This is a genomic window from Bradyrhizobium yuanmingense, from assembly GCF_900094575.1.
In the GTDB taxonomy this organism is placed as follows: Bacteria; Pseudomonadota; Alphaproteobacteria; order Rhizobiales; family Xanthobacteraceae; genus Bradyrhizobium; species Bradyrhizobium yuanmingense.
The window spans coordinates 430,447-445,907 of the sequence record NZ_FMAE01000006.1 but is presented as its reverse complement, the minus strand read 5'-3'; the positions used below and the strand labels follow the sequence as shown (position 1 = coordinate 445,907).

Annotated in this window: 16 protein-coding genes; 8 read left to right on the top strand and 8 right to left on the bottom strand. The window is 64.4% G+C overall.

What is annotated here, in order from left to right; translation table 11 throughout:
• Positions 1-60: 60 nt before the first annotated feature.
• A complete protein-coding gene (locus GA0061099_RS23480; RefSeq protein ID WP_036014244.1) occupies positions 61-324 on the bottom strand; it encodes a hypothetical protein in 264 nt (87 codons plus the stop codon).
• 140 nt (positions 325-464) lie between these two features.
• Positions 465-1,271, bottom strand: coding sequence for a creatininase family protein (locus GA0061099_RS23475; RefSeq protein WP_036026447.1), 807 nt, complete (start codon positions 1,269-1,271; stop codon positions 465-467).
• 153 nt (positions 1,272-1,424) lie between these two features.
• Between GA0061099_RS23475 and GA0061099_RS23470 the strand changes: the two genes are divergently transcribed.
• The 6 genes from GA0061099_RS23470 (at position 1,425) to GA0061099_RS23445 (ending at position 6,870) form a co-directional block, all read left to right on the top strand.
• Entirely contained in the window at positions 1,425-2,447 is a 1,023-nt protein-coding gene (locus tag GA0061099_RS23470) for an ABC transporter substrate-binding protein (protein WP_036026408.1), read from the top strand.
• 209 nt (positions 2,448-2,656) lie between these two features.
• On the top strand, positions 2,657-3,472 hold the full coding sequence (locus GA0061099_RS23465; RefSeq protein ID WP_036026409.1) for an ABC transporter ATP-binding protein: 816 nt from the start codon (positions 2,657-2,659) through the stop codon (positions 3,470-3,472).
• Positions 3,469-4,287 carry an ABC transporter permease gene (locus GA0061099_RS23460; protein ID WP_036026410.1) on the top strand — a complete coding sequence of 273 codons (819 nt, stop codon included), beginning with the start codon at positions 3,469-3,471 and terminating at the stop codon, positions 4,285-4,287. The genes GA0061099_RS23465 and GA0061099_RS23460 overlap by 4 nt, the downstream gene beginning before the upstream one ends.
• On the top strand, positions 4,287-5,276 hold the full coding sequence (locus tag GA0061099_RS23455; RefSeq protein WP_036014221.1) for a 2-hydroxyacid dehydrogenase: 990 nt from the start codon (positions 4,287-4,289) through the stop codon (positions 5,274-5,276). The genes GA0061099_RS23460 and GA0061099_RS23455 overlap by 1 nt, the downstream gene beginning before the upstream one ends.
• A complete protein-coding gene (locus GA0061099_RS23450) occupies positions 5,276-5,998 on the top strand; it encodes an AprI/Inh family metalloprotease inhibitor (RefSeq protein WP_036014220.1) in 723 nt (240 codons plus the stop codon). The genes GA0061099_RS23455 and GA0061099_RS23450 overlap by 1 nt, the downstream gene beginning before the upstream one ends.
• A 167-nt stretch (positions 5,999-6,165) precedes the next feature.
• The gene (locus GA0061099_RS23445) at positions 6,166-6,870 is read left to right on the top strand and encodes a tetratricopeptide repeat protein (RefSeq protein WP_036026411.1); all 705 of its coding nucleotides are present in this window, start codon (positions 6,166-6,168) and stop codon (positions 6,868-6,870) included.
• A gap of 5 nt (positions 6,871-6,875) precedes the next feature.
• On the opposite strand, the gene radC is transcribed toward GA0061099_RS23445, so the two are convergent.
• The 4 genes from radC to GA0061099_RS23425 form a co-directional block, all read right to left on the bottom strand.
• Positions 6,876-7,589: a RadC family protein gene (gene radC / locus GA0061099_RS23440; protein WP_036026412.1), complete on the bottom strand. Its 714-nt coding sequence runs from the start codon at positions 7,587-7,589 to the stop codon at positions 6,876-6,878.
• Positions 7,590-7,721: 132 nt separating this feature from the next.
• Complete coding sequence (locus tag GA0061099_RS23435) at positions 7,722-8,984, bottom strand: adenylate/guanylate cyclase domain-containing protein (protein ID WP_050995972.1); 1,263 nt, start codon at positions 8,982-8,984, stop codon at positions 7,722-7,724.
• Positions 8,985-9,357: 373 nt separating this feature from the next.
• Positions 9,358-10,176 (bottom strand): type I methionyl aminopeptidase, encoded by an 819-nt coding sequence (map, locus tag GA0061099_RS23430; protein ID WP_036026413.1) that lies wholly within the window; start codon positions 10,174-10,176, stop codon positions 9,358-9,360.
• A gap of 184 nt (positions 10,177-10,360) precedes the next feature.
• Entirely contained in the window at positions 10,361-11,677 is a 1,317-nt protein-coding gene (locus tag GA0061099_RS23425) for a mechanosensitive ion channel family protein (RefSeq protein WP_036026414.1), read from the bottom strand.
• Between the two features lie 208 nt (positions 11,678-11,885).
• Here GA0061099_RS23425 and GA0061099_RS23420 point away from each other — a divergent pair, with 208 nt between their 5' ends.
• Positions 11,886-13,679: a potassium/proton antiporter gene (locus GA0061099_RS23420; protein ID WP_036026415.1), complete on the top strand. Its 1,794-nt coding sequence runs from the start codon at positions 11,886-11,888 to the stop codon at positions 13,677-13,679.
• Between the two features lie 136 nt (positions 13,680-13,815).
• On the top strand, positions 13,816-14,076 hold the full coding sequence (locus GA0061099_RS23415; RefSeq protein WP_036026416.1) for a PepSY domain-containing protein: 261 nt from the start codon (positions 13,816-13,818) through the stop codon (positions 14,074-14,076).
• Between the two features lie 15 nt (positions 14,077-14,091).
• On the opposite strand, the gene modC is transcribed toward GA0061099_RS23415, so the two are convergent.
• Together modC and modB are read right to left on the bottom strand one after the other, a co-directional pair.
• Entirely contained in the window at positions 14,092-14,754 is a 663-nt protein-coding gene (gene modC, locus GA0061099_RS23410; RefSeq protein WP_036014214.1) for a molybdenum ABC transporter ATP-binding protein, read from the bottom strand.
• Positions 14,755-14,756: 2 nt separating this feature from the next.
• Complete coding sequence (modB, locus tag GA0061099_RS23405; RefSeq protein ID WP_036026417.1) at positions 14,757-15,452, bottom strand: molybdate ABC transporter permease subunit; 696 nt, start codon at positions 15,450-15,452, stop codon at positions 14,757-14,759.
• Between the last annotated feature and the right edge of the window lie 9 nt (positions 15,453-15,461).

Sequence of the window (15,461 nt, the reverse complement as noted above, 5' to 3'; positions counted from 1 at the left end):
TGGATGAGGCGCCCGTGTCGGACGCGGGATCCACGTGGAGATCGGCCTCAGATACTCAGATCAGTAGCAGGTGCGAACGCGGCCGACGTACTGGCCGAAGGCGTTGTACTGGGCGACCCAGCCGCAGCGGTGATAGCCGTGGTAATAGGGATCGTTGCTGGCGGCGATCGCGGAGCCGACGACGGCGGCGGTGGCGATGCCGGCACCGACGCCCCAGACCCAGCCGGGCTGCTTGGCTTCGGCCGAGGTGGTGGTGGATGCGATGCTGCCGGCAACAGTGAGAGCAGCGAGAGCTGCGGCGGCAATCTTGGTCTTGATCGACATGTGAAACTCCATCCGGGGTTGAGGCGGTCCGTTGTGGCCCGCGTGCCCAGTTGGACGGAGGCTGCTCGCGTCCGGTTCGAAGACCGCAAACGTGCTCGCGAAGAATAGATCTTTCCTGAATGAATCCAGGAAGATGCCCCCTAGCCGAGGGGACCCTTGGCAAGCCTGTTCACGTCGAAGTTATCGACCTCACCCAGCAGCTCGCAGAACGCCGTCGCGCCCTGATCGAGCAGCTGCTCGCCCTTCTCTGGCTGCGCCAGCGTCGCGTTGCCGACGGCACCGCTGGTGTTGAGATCCTGCGCCTGCCAGGCGAACGGCGCCGGCCGCTGCGTCGACAGCCAGCGATATTGCTGCTCGATCGCGATGCTGCTCGCGGGAAAATCGGCGATCGCATCCTTGCGCACCTGATCCGGATAGCGCGCCAGCATGATCGAGGTCTCGACCGCGCCGCCGTGAATGCCGTGCCGCACTTCATCGGCCGGGAACAATTTGTCCGCGCCCGAGAGCCGCGACCACGACGTCGTCACCACGAACAGCTTGTGATGCGCGCGCAGGTCCTGCGCAACCAGCATCATGGCTGCGCTATTGCCACCATGGCTGGTGACGATGACGAGCTTCCTAACGCCGCGGCGTGCAACGTCCGCGCCGATCGCTGCCCATTTCCTCAGCGCGATTTCAGTCGGCAGCGTCTGCGTGCCGGGATAGTCGATATGTTCGGTGGAGATCCCGACCCGTTCGACCGGAAGGAAGGTCGCCGCAACGCTGGCGGGCAACAGTTCGCGCACACGTGCGAGGTAGGCGTCCGCGATCAGCACGTCCGTCGTCAGCGGCAGATGCGGACCGTGCTGCTCGGTTGCCGCCAGCGGCAAAACCGCGATCCAGCGCGACACCTCGCCCGGGCTCGCATCAGCCCAGTCGATGTCGATCCAGTCGCGGGAGGGCGTCATCGAGGTTTCCTTGCCCGAATTTGTCACGTAATTTGCGGTTTGAGGGGATGCGGGCCCGGGCGGCTCGCATCCCCTGATGTCATGCGGTTCTATCGCGTTGCCTTCACCCGGACCAGTCGCGATTGGGCCAGCCACGATCGACGGAGTGCCAATATGACCCCCTTTCATCTGCGGCGAGCGTTAATTGCGGGCTTGTTGGCCGCTCTTGCCTCCTTTGCGCCGGCGCGCGCCCAAACGCTCGACAAGGTCACCTTCGGCACCAACTGGGTCGCCGAGGCCGAGCATGGCGGCTTCTTCCAGGCGGTCGCCGACGGCACCTACAAGAAATACGGCCTCGACGTCACCATCGTCCCTGGCGGCCCGAACGAGAACAACCGGATGCTGCTGATCGCCGGCAAGATCGATTTCTTCATGGCCGCGAACACGCTGATGTCGTTCGATGCCGTCGCCAACAACGTTCCCGTCATCACCATCGCCGCGATTTTCCAGAAGGATCCGCAGGTGATGCTGACGCAGCCCGACGCCAAGGTCGCCAAGATCGAGGACCTCAAGCCGCTGACGCTGTTCGTCTCCAAGGAAGGCATGACCAGCTACTTCCAGTGGCTGAAATCCGAATACGGCTTCAGCGACAAGAACGTCCGCCCCTATAATTTCAATCCGCAGCCCTTCATCGCCAACCCGAAGAGCGCGATGCAGGGTTACGTCACCTCCGAGCCGTTTGCGGTGGAGAAGGCCGCCGGCTTCAAGCCCAATGTGCTGCTGCTCGCTGATTACGGCTTCAACACCTATTCGACGCTGATCGAAACCCGCCGCGAGATCGTCGAGAAGAAGCCTGACCTCGTGCAGCGCTTCGTCGATGCCTCCATGATCGGCTGGTACAATTACCTCTACCGGGACAATTCCGCCGGCAACGCCCTGATCAAGCAGCTCAACCCGGAGATGACCGACGATCTCCTGGCCTATTCCGTCGTCAAGATGAAGGAGCACGGCATCGTCGATTCCGGCGACAGCTTGAAGAACGGCATCGGCGCAATGAGCGACGAGCGCTATGCCTCCTTCTTCAACAAGATGGTCAAGGCTGGGGTCGTGAAGGCGGATCTCGACTACCGCAAATCCTACACGCTGCGCTTCGTCAACAAGGGCGTCGGCGTCGAGCTGCGCCCGAACAAGCCCTAACGCATGGTGAGGTCAGGCGTAGGTGGCTCGGCATTCTACACCTCTCCCGACGGGAGAGGTCGCATCGCATCACAAGATGCGATGCAGGTGAGGGGTTACGCTCTCTCGTGGGACCTGAGGCCCCTCACCCGGCGCTACGCGCCGACCTCTCCCCGTCGGGAAGAGGTGAGGGACGCTGCTCGACCGATACCCACAGCTGCCGGCCATCGATGATCGAGCACAAGGCCTCATCTACCGTCGAGGCCGGCCTGACGGCTCTCGCCGTCAGCCTGCGCGGCGTGACGAAGGTTTACGACAACGGCGTGATGGCGCTCGGCCCGTTCGACCTTGCCGTTCGCAAGGGCGAGTTCATCTCGCTGCTGGGCCCCTCCGGCTGTGGCAAGTCGACAGTGTTGCGGCTGATCGCCGAGCTCAGCGCGCCGTCGTCGGGCACGGTGCGGGTGGCACGGCAAGAGGGCGTGCCGCAGCCGGGCCACGGTATCGGTTTCGTGTTCCAGGAGCCCACCCTGATGCCCTGGGCCAACGTCCGTGAGAACGTGCGCCTGCCGCTGAAGCTCGGCGGTGTGCCGAAAGCGGAGGGGCGCGCGCGTGCCGACGCGGCACTGGCGAGCGTCGGCCTTGCCGATTTTGCAGATAGCTTTCCGCGCGAGCTCTCCGGCGGCATGAAGATGCGGGTGTCGCTGGCGCGTGCGCTTGTCACCGATCCCGATATCCTCCTGATGGACGAGCCGTTCGCCGCGCTCGACGAGATCACGCGCTTCCGCCTCAACAACGATCTGCTGGCGCTGTGGCGAGGCTTACGCAAGACCGTCATCTTCGTCACCCATTCGGTGTTCGAATCCGTCTATCTGTCGCAGCGCGTCGTCGTCATGACGGCGCGCCCCGGCCGCATCCAGGCCGACATCCGCATCGAGACGGTCGAGCCGCGGGGCGAGGAGTTTCGCACCTCGACGGCCTATTCCGATTATTGCCGACGCGTGTCGGCCGCGCTGGCGCCGTCCTATTCGGGGCAGTCGACGCTATGAACGCTCAAGCTCCCGTGCCCGCAAAATCGTCCGGCGCGCAACGCGCGATGCGCTTCGTGCTGCCCGTCATCGTCTTCGCAGCCGGCCTCTTTGCCTGGGAACTCGTGGTCCGCATCAGGGAGATCCCGCCTTACGTGCTGCCGGCGCCCTCCGTCATCGTGCTGACACTGATCAAGGACAGGGCGGTGCTGTCACAATCGCTGGCGACCACGCTTGTCACCACGCTCGAAGGTTTTGTCGCCGCCAGCATCGGCGGCATCGCACTGGCGCTGCTGTTCAACCAGTCGAAATGGGTGGAATATTCGCTGTTCCCCTATGCAATCGTGCTGCAGGTGACGCCTGTCATCGCGATCGCGCCGCTCTTGCTGATCTATCTGGAGCAGCAGACCGCGGTGGTCGTCTGCGCCTTCATCGTCGCCTTCTTCCCGGTGCTGTCGAACACCACGCTCGGGCTGAACTCGGTGGACCGCAACCTCGCCGGCCTGTTCCAGCTCTATGGCGCATCGAAGCCGCAAACCCTGCGCTTCCTCAAGCTGCCGGCGGCGCTGCCCTACATTCTCGGCGGCCTGCGCATCGCCGGCGGGCTGTCGCTGATCGGCGCGGTCGTGGCCGAGATCGCGGCCGGAACGGCCGGCGCCGGCTCCGGGCTCGCCTACAGGATCGCCGAGTCAGGCTATCGCTTGAACATACCCCGCATGTTTGCCGCGCTGCTTCTGTTGTCGCTGGCCGGGATTGTCATCTATGGGGTGCTGGCGCTAGTTTCCCACCTCGTTTTACGGCGCTGGCATGAGAGCGCGCTTGGAAAGGAAAACTGATGGCTGCCGGTTCGATTTCGTCCGAAAAGATCGACCTTCTGATCTATGGGCCGGTGCGGCCGATCCTCGAGAACGGGTTTTCCGATCATTTCGTCGTGCACAAGGCAGAGACGCGCGGCGATCTCGAGCGGCTGACGCCCGCGGTGCGCGACAAGATCCGCGGCGTCGCGGTGACCTACCACACCGTGCGCGCGGACAAGGACTCGCTGTCGCAGCTGCCGAAGCTGGAGATGGTGGCGAGCTTCGGCGTCGGCTACGACCACGTCGACGCCAAATATGCGGCCGAGCACGGCATTATCGTGACCAACACGCCCGACGTCTTGACCGAGGAGGTCGCCGACGTCGCGATGGGCCTTCTGATCTCCACCTTGCGCGAGTTCATCAAGGCCGACCGCTATGTCCGCTCCGGGCTCTGGCAGACCCAGAACTATCCGCTCAGCGTCGGCTCGCTGCGCGACCGCAAGGTCGGCATCGTCGGCATGGGCCGGATCGGCCAGGCCATCGCGCGCCGGTTAGATGCCTCGCTGGTGCCGGTGGTCTACCACTCCCGCAATCCCTCCAAGGACGTCTCGTACAAGCACTATCCTGACCTGATCGAGATGGCGAAAGCGGTCGACACGCTTGTTGTGATCGTGCCCGGCGGTGCCAGCACCAACAAGATGATCAATGAAGAGGTGCTCAAGGCGCTCGGCCCGCGCGGCGTGCTGGTCAACGTCGCCCGCGGCTCGGTGATCGACGAGCCGGCGCTGATCCAGGCGCTGAAATCCGGCACCATTCTCGCCGCCGGGCTCGACGTGTTTGCGGCCGAGCCGAACGTGCCCGACGAGCTCAAGACCATGCAGAACGTCGTGCTGCTGCCGCATATCGGCTCGGCCTCGGTGGTGACGCGCAACGCCATGGACCAGCTCGTGGTCGACAATCTCAAGGCCTGGTTCGCCGGCAAGGCGCCGCTGACGCCGGTTGCGGAAACGCCGGTCAAGGGACGCTGATGATCGCTCGTCGCCTTCTCGCATATGTCGTTGCGGCCTGCCTGGCCGCGATCGGCGCCGTCGCGGCCTCCTTGGCCGCGATCGGCATCGCGCATGCGCAGGATGCGGCGAGCCTGAAGAAGCAGATGCCCGGACAATGGGAGCTCTCGACCACCGAGCGCAGCAAGACCTGCGTCGTCACGCTGAAGGCTGACGCCGCAGGCCAGGGTTTCAAGCTGGAGCTGGAGCCGTCCTGCAAGACCGCGCTGCCCTTCACCAAGGACATCGTGGCCTGGAGCGTGAGGGGCCTCGACATCGTGCGCCTGCAGGATGCGACCGGCGAAGCCGTGATCGACTTCACCGAGGTCGAGGCCGGCATCTTCGAGGGCCTGCGCCAGGGTGAGGGCGTCTACATTCTGCAGGATCTCGCCGCCGCGCGCTCGATGGCGAAGTCAATGGACCAGATGATCGGCGATTGGTCGATGGTGCGCCGCAACGGCCAGCCGGTGTGCGGGCTGACGCTGACCAACACCGAGGCTGATGCGGACAATTTCCAGGTTTTCCTCAAGCCGAGATGCGACGCCACGATCGCGCAGTTCAACCCGACGCAATGGCGCCTCGAGCGCGGCCAGATCATCCTGATGTCGAAATCGGGCGAAGCCTGGCAATTCGAGGCCGACGACAACGCGCAGTGGCGCCGCGTCCCCGACACCGCCGATCCCCTGATCATGCTGCGGCAGTAAGGCGTCGGCCGAGACCGCTAAGGCCGCGCGGCCTTTGGTCGTGCCCTGACGGGACGAACTCGGATGGGCCAAAAATCGCCTTGACCCCGGAATATTGCCGGCTCGAACTTTTCTCGCGTCTGGAGAGACCAAGACAAGGAATCGTTCAAACTCGATCGGGCTTTGACATGAAATTCGTTGCCCTGGCCTTTTCGTGCCTTCTGCTTGTCGCGACGCCCGCCAGCGCGAATGACAGCCGCACCTTCAATGCGATGGTCGCGTTGGCCAATCGCGGAGATGCGGAGGCGCAATATCATGTCGGCATGATGCACAATAACGGCATCGGCACACAGCAGGATCGCAGCCAGGCATTCGAGTGGTTTCAAAAATCGGCCGCGGCCAACGATCCGCTCGGAGCCTATAAGCTCGGCTGCTATTATGACGGGCAAGGCGTGGGCGTCGTCGCAACGGATCCGGATCAGGCATTGAAGTACAAGCTTGTGTCCGCCAAGGCCGGCTACGCGCGTGCCCAGCACGATGTCGCTCTCATGTATGACCGGCAAGGGAATAGGGAAGAAGCGCTGAAGTGGTGGAAGATGGCCGGCGACCAGGGGCTCCCTAGCGCCCTCTTCAGCCTGTCCCGCGCATATTCCGCAGGAAAGGGCACGCCGAGGGACGTGTCCCTGTCGTATGCCTATTTCAAGCTGTCGAAGGTGGCGCCGGCCAAGAATGTCAACGAGATGGCTTCGATGTTATCGAAGCCTGAGCTCGAGAAGGCCGAGAAACTGGTTGCGGAATGGAAGCCGCAACCGACCGCTCTGACGCTGAAGGCATTCGCCGGCATCACAGCCGCGGAAAACCACTTGAAAGCCGCCAAGAACCAGGCGTTCTGATTGGCTTAGATCAACCGCATTCCGCGCAGGCTCGCATGCCCGCTCTTGCCCACGATGATGTGGTCGTGCACGGCAATCCCGAGCGGTTTTGCGATGTCGATGATCGCCTTGGTCATCTGGATGTCGGCCTGCGAGGGCGAGGGATCGCCGGAGGGGTGGTTGTGCACTAGGATCAGCGCGGTCGCCGATAGTTCCAGCGCGCGCTTGATAACCTCGCGCGGATAGACCGGGGTGTGGTCGACCGTGCCGGTCTGCTGCACCTCGTCGGCGATCAGCTGGTTGCGCTTGTCCAGGAACAGCAGGCGGAATTGCTCCTTGTCGGCAAACGCCATGCTTGTGCGGCAATAGGCGATCACCTCGTTCCAGGATGACAGCGCGTTGCGGCTGTTGACCTCGCCCTTGGCAACGCGATGCGCGGCCGCGGCGATCAGCTTGAGCTGGTTGATCGCGGACTCGCCGACCCCCTCGACCTCGCGCAAGCGCGCCACTGGCGCATGCACGACCTCGGCGAACGAGCCGAAGGTCTTGATCAGCGTCTTCGCCAGCGGCTTGGTGTCGCGCCGCGGCAGCGCGGCAAACAGCGCCATCTCGAGCAGCTCGTAATCGCTGAGCGCATCCGCGCCCGCGCTATAGAAGCGCTCGCGCAGCCGCTCGCGATGACCGAGATAATGCGGCGTCTCGTCAGGCTTGCTTTTGTCGTGGTCAGGCTTCGCGGGCATCGGCCGCCAGCATTGCCGGGGATGGTGGTTTTTGCAACCGTCAATTGCGCGCGCCTTGCATAGGTGCGCTTCCGGCATGAAGCGGATGATGATCAGCCGACCGTTTTTCCCGCCCTTCGTCTCAGCTGGCGATCATGGGCCCTGGTGACGCCAGAAGCTATCGTTGGGCACGACGCCTGCGGGATCGGCAGCCAGGTCCGGCCTGATACGATCGAGGAAGTACATCGGGGTGGGCCCCTTGCCCTTCACCTCGATGCTGCCGCGCGGTTCGCAGGTGAAGCGCGCTTTGACCTGGTTCCAGGTCGCCTCGGCAATGTTGATCCGTCCGGGATCGGCGGCCGCCTGCAGACGCGCGGCGACGTTCACCGCGTTGCCCCAGATATCGTAGCTGAACTTGCGCGTTCCGACGACGCCAGCGATGACCGGGCCGGTGTTGATGCCGATTCGCGCCATCCAGAGCGGCAGCCTCAGCCGTTCGCGCTGACGGTTCGCCTTGGCGAGCAGGTCCTGAATCTCGAGCGCCGCCAGCGCGGCATCGACAGCGTGCGTCCGGTTGATCTCGGGCAGGCCGCCGGCACAGAGATAGGCATCGCCGATGGTCTTTATCTTTTCGAGCCGATGGCGCGCAATGATCTCGTCGAACGTGCTGTAGTACTCGTCGAGCTGGTGCACGACCTGCGCCGGCTCGATCGCCTCGACGTGCCGGGTGAAGTCGGCGAAATCGACGAAGAGGATGCTGACCGACTGGTAGAAGCGCGGCCGCACCTTCGCGTTGGCCTTGAGCTCCTCGGCGATCGCAGGGGGGAGGATGTTGAGCAGGAGCGCATCTGATTTGCTCCGCTCCGCCTCCGCCATTGCGCGCGCCTTGTCGAGCTCGGCCAGCATCTCGTCGCGCTCGCGGAGTCTACGTCTGAGCTCGAGCTGAGCCACGGCCTGACGCGAGATCCGCCGCACTGCTTCTTGCTGCTCGAAGCTGAGCTCGCGCGGCTCGAAATCGATGACGCACAGCGTTCCGAGCGCGTATCCCTCCTCGCTGATCAGCGGCATGCCGCAATAGAAGCGCAGCCCGAACTCGCCGGCGACCAACGGCGAATCGCTGAACCTCGGATCCTTCGTGAGGTCAGGCACATACATGAGATCGTCATGGCAGATCGTCGCCTGGCAGATCGAGATCTCCTTGGGCACGTGCGTAAGGTCAGGCGGCAGGCCGCACTTGGCCTTGAGCCATTGTCGCTTGTCGTCGAGGAAGGTCAGCAGCCCGGCGCTGCAGCCGCAGATCTGCGCCGCCAAGTCCGCCAGTTCATCATAGGCGATCTCCGGCGGCGTATCGAGAATGCGATAGGTTTCGAGGGCTTGCTGCCGCGCCTGCTCGTTGTCCGGCAGGTAGATCTTCATGTCGTCCGCCACCGATCGACAGAACCCGCCATGACCATATCTCCATGCCCAGTCAAGACGCCTGCATTAGAACACCGGAGGCGGATCATGGAAAGGTGCGACTCCCTGCGCAGTCAGCGAAACCGACGTGATTGTGGTCATGCTTTTCCTATCATGCACGTGCTTTCACCTCGACGTCGGCCGCCTGTTGCCCGTCGCGTGCGTCTCAGCGCTGTTGTGGGGGGCCTTCTGGCGAAGGCAAGATCTGGGACGATCAACCGAGACCCGGACTCGGGCCTAGGTCAGTAAGCGCGTCCTCGACGCGTTGGTGCGCAAAGGCAGAATCGCCACCCGCCAAAGGGGGCCGCCGCTAGCAATAGCTGACGCACCGGGCTCACCCGATCTGCTTCTCGCCGTGCCGCGCCGACAGCGTGAAGATCTCCACGCCGGTCGCCGTGACGCCGACGGAGTGCTCGAACTGCGCCGACAGCGAGCGGTCGCGGGTCACCGCGGTCCAGCCGTCGGACAGGATCTTCACATGCGGCTTGCCGAGATTGATCATCGGCTCGATGGTGAAGAACATGCCGGGCTTGAGCTGCACGCCCTCGCCGGGCCGGCCGATATGGATGATGTTCGGCTCGTCGTGGAACATGCGGCCGAGGCCATGGCCGCAGAAATCGCGCACCACGCTCATGCCCTGCGGCTCGACGAAGCTCTGGATGGCATGGCCGATGTCGCCGGTGGTGGCGCCGGGCTTCACCGCGGCGATGCCGCGCATCATGGCTTCATAGGTCACCTCGATCAGCCGCTCCGCCTTGCGGGCGATTGGGCCGATCGCATACATCCGGCTGGAATCGCCATACCAGCCGTCGACGATGAAGGTGACGTCGATGTTGACGATGTCACCCTCCTTCAGCGGACGGTCGCCGGGCATGCCGTGGCAGACAACATGGTTGAGCGAGGTGCAGGTCGAGTAGCGGTAGCCGCGATACATCAGCGTCGCCGGATAGGCACCATGGCTGAAGGCGAAGTCGCGGACGAATTCGTCGATTCTGGAGGTCGGCACGCCCGGCTCGACGATGTCGGTGAGCTCGTCCAGGCACCTGGCCACCAGCGCGCCCGCCTTGCGCATGCCGGCAAAGGCGGCAGGCCCGTGCAGCTTGATCTGACCGGTCTTGCGCAGGGAGGTCTCGGTGGCGTCGACGTAGCTCATGCGTGTCAGGTCTTCTCGGGCTGATCTCGATATCGGCGGAAAGGCTTGATTTCACGCCCCAATTTAATGATTGGCGGCCTTCATGCAAGCCGAGCCAAGCGTTTTCGAGCGAAGTGGCTACCGGTTCGCGTGAAGAAAACGCGTCAAAACAAGAGCCCTACCAGCCTTGGCTTACGAAAGCGTCTTAATTCGGGACTTCCACGGCGGTTTCCACCGGCAGGGCGCCGCCGCGGATACGGATTTCGCGGACGGGATAGGGAACCCGGATGCCCTCGCGCTTGAAGGCGTCCCATAGCTCCAGCATCACGTCGCTCTTGACCTTGTCCATGCCGTCGGGGTCGGCGATCCAGAAGGTCAGCGAGAACTTCATCCCGGCTTCCGCGAACTCGGTCAGGAGACAGGTCGGCGGCTTGCCCTTCTGCGCGCGCGGATGAGCGGCGGCGGTCTCGGCGGCGAGCGTACAAACCAGCTTGGGGTCGGCGTCGTAATTGGTGCCGAAGGCGATCTTCACCAGCGTGTTCTTGTCGGTATAGGTCCAGTTGACGACCTTCTGCGTCACCAGATCCTCGTTCGGGACCAGGAATTCGCGCCCGTCTCCGGCAGCGACGGAAATATAGCGCGTCTTCATCGCGCTGATGCGGCCGGTATTGTCGCCGATGGTGACGAGATCGCCGGGCTTCACCGACTTGTCGGCGAGCAGGATGATGCCCGAGATGAAATTGGCGACGATCTTCTGCAGGCCGATACCGATGCCGACGCCGACCGCGCCCGAGAACACCGCGAGCGCCGACAGGTCGATTCCGACCGCGCCGAGCGCGATCACGATGGCGACCGTGAGCAGCCCGATGCGGATGATCTTGACCAGCAGCACCTGCACCGACGGCGTCAGGTCGGTGGTCGAATTGATCCGGCTCTCGGCGAAATTGCTGGCGATGTTGGTGAGCCAGAGCGCGATCAGCAGCAGCGCGCCGGCCTTCAGCGCCAGGAGGGGGGTCAGCCTGAGGCCGCCGAGCACGATCGCGAAGGAATCCAATAGGTCGACCGTCGCATCGAGCTGGCCGACGATGGAGAGCGCGGCGATGAACCATGCCGTGATCGACACCAGCTTGACGATGAAGGCGTTGCGCAGCACCGAGGTCACGAGCCGGATCACGAGCCAGGCGAAACCAAGCTTGGCTGCGACCATCAGGAGATAGGAACGGCTCGGCCAGGTCGCGTGATACATCACCACGCGCGAGACGATCACGAGCAGCGTGAACACCGCCGTCGAGGCGCTGGCGACCATGACCCGGACGAAATGCCGGAGCGGCAGCGGCCAGCGCATCGCCAGCGAGGTCAGGTCGACACGGCTGCGAATGGCGGCCTCCGCGGCATAGGCGATGCCGGCGGCGGCCAGGATGAGGCCGAATTGCAGGTAGAACCAGGGTGAGGAGAATTCTGCCCCGACGCTGCGTGCGGTGGTCTGCACGAACTCCATGAAGTCTTTGAGGTCCATGTCCATCGGGTCTCGTCGGCAAGCGGGGAGGAATTGATTCGAGGGCGCCGGACAATCCCACAAAGGACGCGGCCGGGCCATCGATACACCGTGAAGTGAAGCGCGTTAAGGCCGTAAAACACGGGCAGATTGCCGCGAAGCGCGAAAATGGGTTGGCGCGCGAGTCCACCGACGATAAGGATGAAATTCCAGCGATTTTTTACCCGGAAGGTGGATGGCCTCTCTCGATTCCGTCAGTCTCGCCATATTGCTCGGCGCCGTCCTCGTCATGGCCGGCATCCTCTCCAGCTTGCTGGCGCTGCGCTTCGGCGCGCCCTTGCTGCTCGTCTTCCTCATCATCGGCATGCTCGCCGGCGATTCCGGCCCAGGTCAGCTTCAGTTCGACGACGTCCGCACCACCTATCTGGTCGGCTCCGTCGCGCTCGCTTTGATCCTGTTCGACGGCGGCCTGCGCACGCGCTTTGCCAGCATCCGCACCGTGCTTGCGCCGTCCGTGGTGCTCGCGACCGCAGGCGTGCTGCTGACCGCGCTGGTCACGGCGCCGTTCGCCAAATACGCGCTCGACCTCAACTGGTCGGAGTCGCTGCTGGTCGGGGCGGTGGTGGCCTCGACCGACGCTGCGGCCGTGTTCCTCCTGGTGCACACCCAGGGCCTGCGTCTACGCCCGCGCGTCGGCGCGACGCTGGAGGCGGAATCCGGCACCAACGATCCCTTCGCGATCTTCCTCACCTTGATGCTGGTGGAATACATCTCGGTCGGTACCAGCTCGCCCGGCCATGTGCTGATGGAGTTCATCCAGGAGGCGGTGCTGGGCGCCGTCGTCGGCGTCATCGGCGGCCGCCTCGTCGTCATCGCGCTCAACAAGGTCGCCCTACCGCAGGGCCTGCATGCGCCCTTCGTGACCACGGCCGCGCTCGTGATCTTCGGCGGCTCGCAGATCATGCACGCCTCCGGCTTCCTCGCGGTCTATCTCGCCGGCATCATCATCGGCAACCGGCCGACCCGCGCGCATAATTCGGTGGTGACGTTCCTCGACGCCGCGACCTGGCTGGCGCAGATCGTGATGTTCGTGCTGCTCGGCCTTCTGGTCTCGCCGAGCCGGTTGGGTTCCAGCGTGCTGCCAGCGGTCGCCGTCGCGCTGGTCTTGATGCTGGTGGCGCGCCCGCTCGCGGTGTTCGTGTGCCTGTCGCCGTTCCGCTTCAACTGGCGTGAGAAGATTTTCATCGCCTGGACGGGCCTCCGCGGTGCGGTCGCGATCTTCCTGGCCTCGATCCCGATGCTGGTCGGGCTGCCCAAGGCCTATCTCTATTTCGACGTGGCCTTTGTCGTCGTCATCATCTCGCTTCTGCTGCAAGGCTGGACCCTGGCGCCGGCCGCGCGCAAGCTGCACGTGGCGCTGCCCCGCGCCGACCGCGGCCCCCGCCGCGTCGAGCTCGATCTGCCCGGCCAGCTCGAGCAGCAGCTGGTCGGCTATCCGGTGCGGCCCAAGAGCCTGTATTTCCGTCGCGGCCTGATCCCGTCCTGGTCCAAGCCGACACTGGTGATCCGCAACGAGCACATCCTGACGCCGACGGAGGCCGATCCGATCGCACCGGGCGACTACATCTATCTGCTGGCGCCGCCGGAAAAGGCCGAAGCGCTCGACCGTTTCTTCGTCGACATGCAGCCGAGCACCGCGCCCGATCCGCATCTGCTCGGCGACTTCATGGTCTCCGGCGAGCACACGCTCGCCGAGCTCGCCGCGATCTATGGTGTGAAGGTCGGCGAGGACGACGGCAAGCTGACCCTGGCAGATTATTTCGACGTCCATCTCGACCACGCGCCGAAAGAGGGCGCCGAGCTGCCGCTGGACGAGATCGTGCTGGTCGCACGATCAATCTCCGGCGGCCGCGTCAACGTCGTCGGCCTGCGTCTGCCGGAAGAAGACGAAACGCCGCCGCCGCTGACCCGCGCGCAGGCGGTGAGAAAGAAGCTCGCCGATGTCTGGACTTCGGTCGCCGGAGTTTGACTTGCGAAGAGGAACTGCCACCAAATCGCCGCAGCCGCCGAAGTTTTGCGCGGCTTCGTGACATCCGGATCCGGAACGCTCCGCATTGCCTCTCGTTCTAAGCTGTATAGAAGTTTGGACTGACAGGAGTACGCCAATGCGAAAGTTCGTCCTTCCGATCGCGACTGTCCTCGTGCTGGGCGCAGCGGCGCCGGCTATGGCCTACGACACCGGCGATCAGATCTCGATGCAGGTTGCGCTTGACGTCGCGACCGATCTTGGCGTTGCGACGGTGTCGCACACGAACTTCCTCGGCGACGAATGGCAGATTGAGGGCCGCGACCGCGCCGGCCGCTGGATCGAGGTCGATGTGGATGCCCGGACCGGCGAAGTGCGAAACGTCGACCGCGGCTGGTAGCGGGGGTTGGCCCGATCACGTCAGCACCTTCACCCCGCCGAACGACGTCACCCGTCCCTGCTTCAGCATCACGATCTGCGTCGCGAGTTGGCGCAGCTCGGCGACGTCGTGGCTGACATAGACCATCGGCACATTGGCCTCGTCGCGCAGTCGCACCAGGTAGGGCAGGATCTCGAGCTTGCGGCCCTCGTCGAGCGCGCCGAGCGGCTCGTCGAGCAGCAGGAGGCGCGGCTTCGACAGCAGCGCGCGGCCGAGCGCGACGCGCTGGCGCTCGCCGCCGGACAGCTTCCCGGGACGGCGATCCCTGAGCGCGCCGATGTCGAGCAGGTCGATGATGCGCTTGTGCTGCGCCGGATCGGGCGCAAGCCCGTTCATTCGCCGTCCGTAGTCGAGGTTCTGCGCCACGCTCAGATGCGGAAACAGCCGCGCATCCTGGAACACGTAGCCGATGCGGCGGCGGTAAGTGGGCACGTGAATGCCGGCCGCGGTGTCGTCGACGATCTCGCCGTCGATCGCGATGGTGCCGCGATCAGGCCGCAGCAGGCCGGCGATCATGTTGACCAGGGAGCTCTTGCCGGCGCCCGAGGCGCCGAACAGCCCGATGACGCGCCCCTCGCTGCTGAAGGAAGCGGACAGCGAGAATTCACCGAGCTGTTTTTCGACGTCGACGCGCAGCATGGTCAATTCCCGTGCAGCCGCTGCGTGGCGCGGTGGGCGAACCATTCGGCCGCGATCAGCGCACCGATCGCGAGCACGATCGAGACGATCACGAGCCTTCCCGCAGCGGCATCGCCGTCCGGCGTCTGGATCAGCGAATAGATCGCGGACGAAATCGTCTGGGTCTCTCCTGGAATGTTGGAGACGAAGGTGATGGTGGCGCCGAACTCGCCGATCGCCTTGGCAAAGCCCAGCACCATGCCGGCGAGCACGCCCGGCAGCGCCAGCGGCAGCGTCACCGTGAAGAACACTTTCCACGGCGCTGCGCCGAGGGTCTCCGCAGCCTGCTCAAGCCGGCGGTCGATCGCCTCGATCGACAGTCGCATCGGCCGCACCAGCAGCGGAAACGCCATCACGCCGCAGGCGAGCGCAGCACCGGTCCAGCGGAACGCGAAAACGATGCCGAGATGGTCGGCGAGAAAGCTGCCAATGAGGCCTTTGCGACCGAAGCTGAGCAGCAGCAGATAACCGGTGACGACGGGCGGTAGCACCAGGGGCAGGTGCACGAGTGCGTCGAGCACCGACTTGCCCCAGAAATCACGCCGCGCGAGCAGCCACGCCAGCGCAATGCCGAACGGCGTCGCGACCAGCGTGGCAATGACGGCGACCCTGAGCGAAAGCAGGATCGCCGTCCATTCGGCGGGAGAGATGTCGAACATCAAGCCGTC